Here is an 11,857-nt window from a genome sequence, read left to right as displayed (position 1 = left end):
GAGCGGCCCCCGGCCGCGCCGCCGGTCGTGCCGCTCACCGTGTCCGCGGCCACCGCCGAGGCGCTGCGCGCCCAGGCCGCCCGTATCGCCGCCCACGTGCGCGAACACGAGGACACCGGCCCCCTCGACGTCGCCGCCTCGCTCGCCCGCGGCCGCGCCGCCCTGGAACACCGGGCCGTGATCGTGGACGCCGACCGCGACGGACTGCTCGCCGGACTCGACGCGGTGGCGGCCGGGAAGACGCCCGCCTCCGTCGTCCAGGGCGTGCGGCGCGGCGACCCGCGCGCCGTGTTCGTCTTCCCCGGGCAGGGCTCGCAGTGGCCCGGCATGGGCGTGGACCTGCTGGAGCACTCACCGGCCTTCGCGACCCGCCTCGGCGAATGCGCCAAGGCCCTGGAACCGTACGTCGAATGGGACCTGCTCGACGTGCTGCACGGCGCGCCCGGCGCACCGCCCCTGGAGGCCGTCGACGTCGTACAGCCCGCGCTGTGGGCGCTGATGGTGTCGCTGGCCGAGGCGTGGCGCGCCGCCGGGGTCGAACCGGCCGCCGTCGTCGGCCACTCCCAGGGCGAGATCGCCGCCGCCTGCGTAGCCGGCGCGCTGTCGTTGGAGGACGGCGCCCGCGTCGTCGCCCTGCGCAGCCGGATCATCCGCCAGGACCTGGCGGGCCGGGGCGGCATGATGTCGGTGGCCCTGTCCGCCGACCGCACGGCCGGGTATCTGGCCGACTGGGACGGCCGCCTCCAGCTCGCCGTCGTCAACGGCCCCGCCTCCGTCGTCGTCTGCGGCGACCCGCGGGCCCTGGACGAGCTGCGGGACCGGCTGGACGCCGAGGGCGTCCAGACCCGCCGCATCCGCGTGGACTACGCCTCCCACTCGGTGTTCGTGGAGGAGATCCGCGACCGGCTGCTCGCCGAGCTGACCGGCCTGACCCCGCGCACCTCGGCCATCCCGTTCTACTCCACCGTCACCGCCGAGCAGCTGGACACCGAGGGACTGGACGCCGCGTACTGGTACACCAACCTGCGGCAGACCGTCCGGTTCGAGGAGACGACGCGCGCGCTGCTGGCCGACGGCTTCGAGATCTTCGTCGAATCCAGCCCGCATCCGGGGCTGCTGGCCGGGCTCGGCGAGACCGCCGAATCGGCCGCGGTGCCCGCCACCCTCGTCGGCACCCTGCGCCGCGAGGCGGGGGGCCCGCGCGAATTCCTCACCTCGCTGGCCGAGGCGTACGTACGGGGCGCCACCGTCGACTGGGAAACCCAGTTCGCCGGGACCGGCGCCCGGCGCGTCGACCTGCCCACGTACCCCTTCCAGCGCAAGCGGTACTGGCTGCCCGTGCCCGAACGCACCGGCGACGCGCGGGGCGTCGGCCAGCTGTCCACCGATCACCCGCTGCTCGGCGCGGCGGTGCCGGTCGCCGGGGCCGGGGGAGTGCTGCTCACCGGACGGCTGTCGCGCTCCGCCCAGCCGTGGCTGGCCGACCACGCCGTCGCCGGCACGGTCCTCTTCCCCGGCTCGGGCTTCGTGGAACTGGCCGTCCGCGCCGGTGACGAGGTGGGCCGGGGACGCGTGGAGGAGCTGACGCTGGAGGCCCCCCTCGCCCTGCCGGAGCGCGGCGGCGTGGCCATCCAGGTCGTCATCGGCCCGGACCTGCGCACCGTGTCCCTCCACTCGCGGCCCGACGACGCGTCCGCCGACGCCGCCTGGACCCGCCACGCCCAGGGCACCCTCGCCGACGCCGCACCGGAACCGGCGCCCGACCCCGCGCCCTGGCCGCCACCGGGCGCCGAACCCGTCGACCTGACCGGCTTCTACGAGCCGCCCTCCGCAGACGGTCCCGTCTACGGGCCCGTCTTCCAGGGGCTGCGCGCGGCCTGGCGGTCCGGCGACGAGGTGTACGCGGACATCGCGCTGCCCGAGCAGGCCGCCGCCGAGGCCCCGCGGTTCGGGCTGCACCCGGCCGCGCTCGACGCGGCCCTGCACGCCACCGCGCTGCTCGCCACCGACGCCGGGCGGGTCACCTTGCCGTTCGCCTGGACGCGAGTCGACCTGCACGCCTCCGGTGCCGCGGCGCTCCGGCTGCGGATGACCCGGCTGGGCGAGGACGAGGTGGCGCTGCGCCTCACCGACACCGCGGGCCGCCCCGTCGCGTCCGTGGACTCGCTCGTACTGCGCCCGATGGCCACCGGCCTCGCACCGGCGGCCGCGTCCCACGACGCGCTGTTCGAACTCGCCTGGGCGCCCGCCGTGGCGCATGAGGCCGCCCCGTCCGGGGTGGTCGTGCACCGCTGCGCGGGCGGCACGACCACTGAGGCCGTACACGCCCAGGTCGCGGCGGCGCTGGGCGTGCTCCGGTCCTGGCTGGAGGAGGAACGGGACGACGACACCACGCTGGCCGTCGTCACCCGGGGAGCGGTGTCCGTGGACGGCGAGGACGTCACCGACCTCGCCGGAGCCGCGGTCTGGGGGCTGGTCCGCAGCGCCCAGACGGAGAACCCCGGGCGCGTCGTCCTCATCGACCTCGACCCGGCCGACACCGGCGCCGAGCCCACCGAGGCCGACCTCGGCGCGGCGGTGGCCACCGGTGAGGCGCAGCTCGCGCTGCGCTCCGGCACCCTCCACCGGCCGCGCCTGACCCGTGTCACCGTGGACCGGCCCGGCGCTCCCGCCACCGTCTTCGGCGACCGGACCGGCACCGTGCTGATCACCGGTGGCACCGGCACCCTGGGCGGCCTGGTCGCCCGCCACCTGGTCACCGCCCACGGCGTCACCGACCTGCTGCTCACCAGCCGCCGAGGCCCCGCCGCGCCCGGCGCCGACGCCCTGGCCGCCGACCTCATCGCGCTCGGCGCCCGCGTCGAGGTGGCCGCCTGCGACGCCGCCGACCGGGACGCGCTGGCGGCCGTGCTGGCGGGCCGTACGCTCGCCGGAGTCGTGCACACCGCGGGCGTCCTCGACGACGGGATCATCTCCTCCCTGACGCCGGAGAAGCTGGCCGCGGTGATGCGCCCCAAGGTCGACGCGGCGCTGAACCTCCATGAACTCACCGCGGACCAGGACCTCTCGGCGTTCGTGCTGTTCTCGTCCGCCGCGGGCGTGACCGGAGGCGCCGGGCAGGGCAACTACGCCGCCGCCAACGCCTTCCTCGACGGCCTCGCCGCACACCGCCGCGCCCACGGGCTGCCCGCGCAGTCGCTGGCCTGGGGACTGTGGGAGGCGGCCAGCGGCATGACCGGCGCGCTGGACGCCGCCGACATCGCAGGCATGCGACGCGACGGCGTGCTGCCCATCGCCTCCGGCGACGGCATGGCGCTGCTGGACGCCGCCGGGGCGCTCGACCGGGCGTTCCTGGCGCCCGTACGGCTCGACCTGACCGGGCAGCGCCGCTCCGAGGTGCCGTACCTGATGCGCGACCTGGTACGCGGCCCGGCGCGCCGCGCCGTCGACCCCGTCGCGTCCCTCCCCGAACCCGCCGAGAGCCTGCGCGACCGGCTGGTCCGGCTGACGCCCGCCCGCCGGGAACAGGCACTGCTCGACGTGGTCCGCACCCAGGCCGCCGCCACCCTCGGCTTCGCCGGCGCCGACGAGGTCGACGCCGAGCGGTCGTTCCGCGACATGGGCTTCGACTCCCTCGCCGCCGTGCGGTTCCGCAACGCCCTCGGCGAGGCCGTCGGGGAGCGCCTGTCCGCGACGCTCGTCTTCGACCACCCGACCGCGCTCGTCCTCACCCGCCACCTGCTGGACGAACTGGGCCTCAGCGAGCCGGAATCCACACCGGACGGCCCGGAGGCCGGCCCGGACACCGAGGACCGCACCGCGGCCATCCAGAACATGAGCCTCGCCGAACTCCTCCGCACCGCGCAACGATCAGGAGACCCGACATGACCCGGCTGCTCGACGGCACGCTCGACGACACCGACCAGCGCGTCTACCCCACCGACGAGGAACTGCTGCACCGCGTGCTCACCCCCTACCGGGCCAAGCGGTGCGAATACCTCACCTCGGCCACGGTCACGGTGGCGGGCGACCCCCTCGACGGCGGACGGCTCGGCGCCGCCTGCACCTTCCTGATCCCCGAGTCCTGCTACATCGACGACACCGGGCACTTCAACTCGGTCGAGTTCAACATCTGCTTCAACCAGATGGCCTACTACCTGATGGCCAAGTCGGTGAAGGAATCGCTCGTCGCGCCCTTCTCCCGGTGGACGCTGGAGCAGTTCTGGACCCGGCAGCTCGCGGACGTGTTCATCACCGACTTCAAGAGCACCTTCCGCACCGCCATGAGCGGCCGCCACTTCCGGGGCGAGATCGAGATCGCCGACATCGCCGAATGGGACGCCAACGACCTGCGCGACGCCCTGGTGATGCTGCGGACCCGCTGCCGCTACTGGGACGAGCAGGGCGGCGAGAGCCACGGTGAGATCGCCGCCGCCATCACCAACCCGCCCGAAAACTGACCCGCCCGGCCCCGCGGAGGAAGCGACCATGAGCAACCCGGAACGGCCGGAGCTTCCCCAGGAAGCCCGGCAGGTCGACATCGCACACATCTACCGCCGTCTCGCCGACCGCGGCCTCCCGTACGGGCCCGCCTTCCGGGGCCTGCGCGCCGTGTGGGCGGACGGCGACGAGGTCTACGCCGAGGCCCGGCTCGACGGCGCCGCGTCCGGCGGCGAGGGCGACTACCACCTGCACCCGGCGCTGTTCGACGCCGCCCTGCAGGCCGCGCTGGTCCCCGGCCTCGACCGCGACGACGACACCTTCCTGCCCTTCGCCCTGCGCGGAGTGCGCCTCCACAAGCCGGGCGCGCGGCGGCTGGGCGTCCACGCCCGGCCCGGCGAGGGCGGCGTGTCCCTCGCCCTCACCGGCGACGACGGTGAACCGGTCGTCACGGTCAAGAGCCTCGTCAGACGCCCCGTCACCGCCGACCAGCTCGCTGCCGCCGCGCAGCGCACCCAGCTGCTGCGCGTCGCCTGGAAGGCCGTCGAGCAGCCGTCCGTCCCCGCCGACCAGCGGCGCTGGGCGTTCCTGGGCACCGACCACATCGGCGTCACCGGCGCCCTGAAGTCCATCCGCCGCTCCTTCGACTCCTACCCCTCGCTGGCCGCCCTCGACTCCGCGCTCCGCGAAGGCGCCCGCGTCCCCGACGTGGTCGTGGTCTCCTGCACCGACCAGGACTCCCCGGTCCGCTCGGCTGCCCAGCGCGCCCTGATGCTCGTCCAGGAGTGGTCGGCCGACGAACGCCTCGCCGACGCCCGCCTCGTCCTGGTCAGCAGCGGCGCCCTCGCGACCCGCCCCCAGGAGGACCTGTCCGACCTGCCCGGCGCGGCCGTGTGGGGGCTGCTGCGCAGCGCCCAGTCCGAACACCCCGGCCGCTTCGTCCTGATCGACGTCGACGACCCCGAGGACTCGGGCCGCGCCCTCCTCGCCGCCGTGGCCTCCGGCGAACCGCAACTCGCCGTGCGCCACGGCGCCCTGTTCCGGCCGCGCCTCGTCCGCTGCCCGCCACCGCCGGGCCGCGACAGCCTCACGGGCACCGTCGTCATCACCGGCGGTACCGGCGCGCTGGGCCGCCTGATCGCCCGGCACCTGGTCACCCGCCACGCCGTGCGCCACCTGGTGCTGCTCAGCCGCCGCGGCCCGGACGCGCCCGGCGCCGAGGATCTGACCGCCGACCTCACCGCGCTCGGCGCCCGCGTCGAGGTGATCGCCTGCGACACCGCCGACCGCCCGGCACTGGAACGCGCCCTGGCGGACCTTCCCGCACCCTCCGCCGTCATCCACACCGCGGGCGTGCTGTCCGACGCCACGGTCGACACCCTGACGCCGCGCAGGCTCGATACGGTGCTGCGCCCCAAGGTCGACGCCGCGCTCCATCTGCACGACCTCATCCGGGACCCGGACTGCGCGTTCGTGGTGTTCTCGTCCGTCGCCGGGCTGACCGGCAACGCGGGGCAGGGCAACTACGCCGCCGCCAACGCCGTCCTCGACGCGCTCGTCCACCACCGCCGCACCCTCGGCCTGCACGGCGTCTCGCTCGCCTGGGGCCTGTGGGAGAGCGAGGACGGCATGGGCTCCGAGCTGTCCACCGCCGACCTCACCCGCATCAGGCGCTCCGGTTTCGCCCCGCTCGGCCACGACCAGGGCCTGACCCTCTTCGACGCCGCCCTCGCCGGGGACGAGGCCGTTCTCGCGCCCGTACGGCTGAACGAGTCGGCCCTCACCGGGGACGTCCCGCCCGTCCTGGCCGACCTGGCGCCCGCCTCGGCGCCCCGGCCCACCGCGGCCGGCACCCTGCGGGCCCGGCTGGCGGACCTGCCCGAGGCCGAACACGACGCCGCTGCCCTGGAGTTCGTCCGTACCGCGGCCGCCGCCGTCCTCGGCTACGACACCCCCGACGACATCGACCCCGGCCGGGAGTTCCACACCGTCGGCCTGGACTCCATCGGCAACCTCGAACTCAGCCGCCGGCTGTCCGCCGGCACCGGTCTGCGGCTGCCCGCGACCCTCACCTTCGACCATCCGACACCCGCGGACCTCGCCTCGCATCTGCGGCGACTCCTCCAGGAGAGCGCATCATGAACACCGTTGTCATCGGCGGAGGCATCATCGGCCTCGCCACCGCCTGGCGGACCCTGCGCCACGGCGCCACCGTCACCGTGATCGACCCGGCCCCCGCCACCAAGGCGTCCCACGCGTCGGCGGGCATGCTCCCGCCCAGCAGCGAGCAGATCGACGGCGAGAACGACCTGCTGCGGCTGTGCCTGGCCTCCCGGGACCTCTGGCCGTCCTACGCCGCCGAGCTGGAGGAGTTCGCCCCCTCCGGTTTCCGGCGCGACGGCGTCCTGGACGCCGCCTTCGACGACGACGCCCTGCGCGTCCTCGACTTCCAGGAGTCCTTCCGGGAGTCGCTGGGCATCCGCTCCGAACGCCTCACACCCGAGGAGTGTGGCACCGTCCAGCCCGCCTTCGCCCCCGCCCTCGGCGGCCTGCTGGCCCCCGACGACGGCGCCGTCGACCCGCGCACCTTCAACGCGGCGCTGCTCACGGCCATCGAAGCACTCGGCGGCACCGTCATCCGCCGCCGCGCCATCCGGGTCGCGAACCACACCGTCACCCTCGACAACGGCGACGCGGTCACCTTCGACCGCGTCGTCCTGGCCGCCGGCTGCTGGACCCACCACATCGGGGGCCTCCCCGAGGAGGCCATCCCGGTGATCCGTCCCGTCAAGGGCCAGATCCTGCGGCTGCACTCCGACCCGCCGCTGCTGGGGGTGACGTCCCGCGCCCTCTCCAAGGGCGGGTCGCTCTACCTGGTGCCCCGGCTGGACGGCGAACTCGTCGTCGGCGCCACCTACGAGGAGCGGGGCTACGACGAGACCGTGACCGCCGACGGCGCCCGCGGCCTGCTGGCCCGCGCCGCCGAGGTCATCCCCGGCGTCGGCGCCCTGCGCTTCGCCGAGATCACCGCGGGCCTGCGCCCCGCCTCGCCCGACGAACTCCCGCTGATCGGCCCGACCTCCGTCCCCGATGTCTACCTGGCCGCCGGCCACTTCCGCATGGGCGTCCAGCTCGCCCCCATCACGGCCGAGGTCATGTCCGCCTACCTCACCGGCACCGCCCCGCACGCCTCGGCGCTGCCGTTCACCCCGCTGCGTCTGGGAGGCGCGGCCTGATCAGGCCACCGGCGTCGGTGCCCGCGGCGGGCAGCGGCAGTGTGAGACGGAAGACCGCCCCCTGTCCTTCGACGGAAGTCAGCTCCAGCCGTCCGCCATGGGCATGGGCCAGTGACTGCGCGATGGCCAGTCCCAGGCCCGCCCCGCCGCCGGAGGCACGGCTACGCGAACTGTCGGCCCGGTAGAACCGCTCGAATACCCGTTGGCTCTGCTCCTCCGTCAACCCCGGTCCGCTGTCCTCCACTTCGAGTACGGCCCGACCGTTCACCGTGCCGACGCCCAGGCGCACGGGCGTGCCCTCGGGGGTGTGCGCCACGGCGTTTCCGATCAGATTGGTGACGACCTGACGCAGTCGCCGTTCGTCACCGAGCGCCGGGGCCGGCCCGGGCGGACCGCCGCCCGGGCCGGTGAGGCGGACGTCGCGGGACGGGGCGAGCGCGCGCAGATCGTGAAGGGCGTCGGCGGCCAGCGCGCGCAGATCCAGGGGGGCCGTCCGCAACCCCAGCCGTCCCGGGGCGGCCTGCTCGTCGATCTGGGCGAGCAGCAGCAGATCCTCGACCAGCCCGGACAGTCGCACCGCCTCGCGTTCGACGCGGTCCATGGTGCGGTCCACATCGGCGCGCTCGGGCAGGGCGCCCATGCGGTAGAGCTCGGCCAGTCCTCTGATGCCCGTCAGTGGGGTCCGCAGCTCATGGCTCGCGTCGGCGACGAATTGCCGCATCTTTGCCTCCGACGCCGCCTGTGCAGCCACGGCGGCCTCGATCCGGGCGAGCATGCCGTTCAAGGCGGCGCTCAGCCGTCCGATCTCGGTACTCGGCGGGGCGGTGTCGGGCACCCGGCGCGAGAGGTCGCCGTCCGCGATCGCGGCGGACGTCTCCTCGATGCGCCGCAGTGGCTGGAGCCCGGCCGCGACCGCGAAGTAGCCGAGCAGGGTGAGCAGTGCGAGCGTCACCGCGAAGATGAGGAGACAGCTTCTGCGTACCCGGTCCACGGTGCCGTCGACCTCGCTCAGCGACGCGGCGACGACCACGCTGGATCCGTCGCCCGTCGTGCGGGGCAGGCTCATCGTCCGCCAGACACGCCCGTCGGGAGCGGTGGTGTCGAACGGTCGGCCCGACCGGGCCGACGCGTCCTCGGAGCCGGGCGAGGGGAGGGCCGGTGGCGGGCCCTGCTGATGAGAACCGGCCCGGGTGGTCCTGCCGACATGGCCGGTGGGGGACACGTAGGCCACATACAGGTCGTCGACGAGGTCGAGGGAGAGCGGCCTGCCCTGCCCCTGCTGGAGGGCCTTCAGCGTCCCGGGCGACACCGCGGCCATCAACTGGCCGGTCGAACCGAGCTGGTCGTCCACGCGGTCGACGAGTGGTCCGCGCAGGGACGCGAGGACGAAGGCGTTGCCGACGAGCAGCCCGGCGGCGAGCAGGCACACCGTGAGCAGCAGGACCCTGGCCCGCAGGGATCTGCGGGTGAGGAGGCGATGCAGGTGCGGCCGGCTGACGGACCGATCGCCGACGGTCATGACCGCGGACTGCGCAGCGCGTAGCCGACCCCACGGACGGTGTGGATGAGTTTGGGCTCGACGTGGTCCACCTTGCGCCTCAAATAGCTGATGTACGACTCCACGATGCCGGAGTCGCCGCCGAAGTCGTACTGCCACACATCGTTGAGAATCTTGGTCTTCTCCAGTGCCTGGTCCTTGTGCTCGGCCAGATACCGCAGCAGTCTGAACTCGGTCGGCGACAGCTCCACGGGCTGCCCGGCGCGCGTCACCAGATGTGCGTCCACATCGATTTCGAGGTCGGCGACGCACAGGACGCCCTCCCGGGGCCTGCCGTGCGCCCGGCGCAGGATCGCCCGGATCCGGGCGATCAGCTCCTCGAGCCGGAACGGCTTGGTGACATAGTCGTCCCCGCCGATGGTCAGCCCGTTGACCTTGTCCTCCGGGTCGTTGCGGGCGGTGAGGAACAGCACCGGGATATCGCCCGAACCGCCGCCCACCGGACCCGTCGCCCGCTCACGCAGCGACCGCAGTACCTCGAAGCCGTCCATGTCGGGCAGCATGACGTCCAGGACGACGAGATCCGGGCGCTCCCGGACGGCGAGGGCCAGCGCCTCTTCGCCGGTGGCCGCCGACGCCACCTCGAATCCGGAGAAGCGCAGGCTCGCGGACAGCAGCTCACGGAGCGTCGGCTCGTCCTCCACCACGAGCAGGACTCCCTCTGCGGACCGCCCCCGGCGGTGTTCGGACTGCCGTCCCGATGCCATTCCCCAACCCCCCGGTGGTTCAACGCCCGTGAGCTGCGTGATGCCCGTGAGCCTCATGAGGAACGTGTCATCCTCAGCGGCCCGTTCGCTACCGATCCGGCCAACACGTCGTGGCTACACGTCGCGCCTGCGGAAGACGACGAACGCCATCGTCACGACCACCGCGACGGACGCCAACAGCACACCGTACCCCGCCCATGGGCCGAGCCTGTCCGGATCGGTACGCACCGCCATGATCTGGCTGCCCGCGTTCGTCGGCCACCACGTGGCCACGACGTCCGCCCACGACTCCGGGAACGCGGTCGAGATCACCGGAATGAGTAAGGTGGTGGACACAAGCACCGCCAGCGCCCCCGCCGTGGCCCGCAACAGAGTGCCGAGGGCGACTCCCAGAAGACCGATGGCGGCCAGATACAGGCCACAGCCGATCACCGCGCGGAACACACCCGGATCGCCGAGGGAGGCGTTCGGCACGCCCTTTGCCCCCAGGACCGGCTGGCCGACGAGGAACGCCGCGAACCCGACCACCTGGCCGACGACGAGCGCCACCACGGCGAACACCGCGGCCTTGGCCGCGAGCAGCCGGGTCCTGCGCGGCACCGAGGTGAGGCTCGTCCGGATCATGCCGGTGGCGTACTCGGACGTGACGGTGAGGACACCGAGTTGGCCAAGGGGCAGCTGGGCGAGGATGTAGCTCTTGACGCTGGCGGCCGTCGGATCGAACGCCGCACGGTCCGCGGCGGTGCCCGCGTCGTACCTCGCCGCGCCCGCCGCCGAGAACAGCAGGCCGAGTCCGACGCCCAGGCCGATCGTGACCAGCAGGCTGTAGGCGGTGGACCGCAGGGTGCGGATCTTCATCCACTCGGACCGCAGCGCATCGGTCACCCGGTACGGACGGGAGGGGCCCGCGTCCGGCCGGAGCCGGGACGTCGTCGCCTCGGCGGTGACACTCATCAGGCCGCTCCTTCTGCCACGTTGTACTCGACGTCGTCGCGGGTGAGCTCCATGAACGCGTCCTCCAGGGAGGTGCGCCGGGGCGTCAACTCGGCCAGCGGAACGCCGTCCGCGAGGGCCAGCCCGCTGATCTCCAGGCTCTCCATCCCGGACACGATGAGATCGCCGTCCGATTCGACGCGTACGGTCGCTCCGTTCCTCCGCAACACCTCGGCGAACTTGTCCTTGGACGGGGTGCGGACGAGGACCGTCCGCTCCGAACTCGCCTCGACGAAATCGTGCAGGCTCGTATCCGCGACCAGCCTGCCGCGACCGATCACGATCAGATGGTCGGCGGTCAACGCCATCTCGCTCATCAGATGGCTCGACACCAGAATGGTGCGCCCCTCGTCGGCCAGCCGCTTCATGAGCTGCCTGATCCAGCGGATACCCTCGGGGTCGAGACCGTTCACCGGCTCGTCGAACATCAGCAGTTCCGGATCGCCGAGCAGGGCCCCGGCGATACCGAGCCGCTGACTCATACCGAGGGAGAACTGTCCGGCGCGTTTGCCGGCGACACCCAGCAGCCCCACCTGCCCCAGCACCTCGTCCACCCGCCGCGTCGGCAGACCGTTGCTGAGGGCCAGGCACCGCAGATGGTTACGGGCCGTCCGGCTCGGATGCACCGCCTTGGCGTCCAGCAGGGCGCCGAGCGAACGCATCGGCTCGGGAAGATCCCCATAGCGCCGGCCGGCGACGGTCGCGGTGCCGGATGTCGGAGTGTCCAGCCCAAGGATCATGCGCATCGTGGTGGTCTTGCCCGCGCCATTGGGGCCCAGGAAGCCGGTCACCATACCGGATTTGACCGTGAAGCTCAGATGGTCGACAGCGACCTTGTCCCCGTACTGCTTGGTCAGATCCTTCACTTCGATCATCCGTCGGCCTCCACGGCGTAGCTGCCCTCGGCCGTGGGGCCGACCCTG

General features: G+C 73.5%; 8 protein-coding genes. 4 read left to right on the top strand and 4 right to left on the bottom strand.

Features of this window, described 5'->3' with window-relative positions:
* The 4 genes from ABZ562_RS15865 to thiO all read left to right on the top strand — a co-directional run.
* Nucleotides 1–3,888, top strand: a 3,888-nt coding sequence (locus ABZ562_RS15865) for a type I polyketide synthase (protein WP_361478865.1), incomplete at its 5' end; no start/stop codon positions are given.
* The gene (locus ABZ562_RS15860) at nucleotides 3,885–4,460 is read left to right on the top strand and encodes an FcoT family thioesterase (protein ID WP_361478862.1); all 576 of its coding nucleotides are present in this window, start codon (nucleotides 3,885–3,887) and stop codon (nucleotides 4,458–4,460) included. The genes ABZ562_RS15865 and ABZ562_RS15860, both read left to right, overlap by 4 nt.
* A 28-nt stretch (nucleotides 4,461–4,488) precedes the next feature.
* Nucleotides 4,489–6,582, top strand: coding sequence for a type I polyketide synthase (locus ABZ562_RS15855; protein ID WP_361478859.1), 2,094 nt, complete (start codon nucleotides 4,489–4,491; stop codon nucleotides 6,580–6,582).
* Nucleotides 6,579–7,676, top strand: coding sequence for a glycine oxidase ThiO (gene thiO, locus ABZ562_RS15850; RefSeq protein WP_361478856.1), 1,098 nt, complete (start codon nucleotides 6,579–6,581; stop codon nucleotides 7,674–7,676). Before ABZ562_RS15855 ends, thiO begins: the two co-directional genes overlap by 4 nt.
* Here thiO and ABZ562_RS15845 read toward each other — a convergent pair.
* From ABZ562_RS15845 to ABZ562_RS15830, 4 genes are all read right to left on the bottom strand, one after another.
* Nucleotides 7,645–9,195, bottom strand: a complete 1,551-nt coding sequence (locus tag ABZ562_RS15845; RefSeq protein ID WP_361478853.1) for a HAMP domain-containing sensor histidine kinase — start codon at nucleotides 9,193–9,195, stop codon at nucleotides 7,645–7,647. The two genes, thiO and ABZ562_RS15845, sit on opposite strands and share 32 nt — an antisense overlap.
* On the bottom strand, nucleotides 9,192–9,941 hold the full coding sequence (locus ABZ562_RS15840; protein ID WP_361478850.1) for a response regulator transcription factor: 750 nt from the start codon (nucleotides 9,939–9,941) through the stop codon (nucleotides 9,192–9,194). The genes ABZ562_RS15845 and ABZ562_RS15840 overlap by 4 nt, the downstream gene beginning before the upstream one ends.
* Before the next feature lie 114 nt (nucleotides 9,942–10,055).
* Entirely contained in the window at nucleotides 10,056–10,895 is an 840-nt protein-coding gene (locus ABZ562_RS15835; protein ID WP_361478847.1) for an ABC transporter permease subunit, read from the bottom strand.
* Nucleotides 10,895–11,809: an ABC transporter ATP-binding protein gene (locus ABZ562_RS15830; RefSeq protein WP_361478844.1), complete on the bottom strand. Its 915-nt coding sequence runs from the start codon at nucleotides 11,807–11,809 to the stop codon at nucleotides 10,895–10,897. Before ABZ562_RS15830 ends, ABZ562_RS15835 begins: the two co-directional genes overlap by 1 nt.
* Nucleotides 11,810–11,857: the final 48 nt, after the last annotated feature.

It is taken from the genome of Streptomyces sp. NPDC019937, assembly GCF_040631655.1.
GTDB lineage: Bacteria > Actinomycetota > Actinomycetes > Streptomycetales > Streptomycetaceae > Streptomyces.
This window is presented reverse-complemented; position numbering and strand designations above follow the sequence as displayed.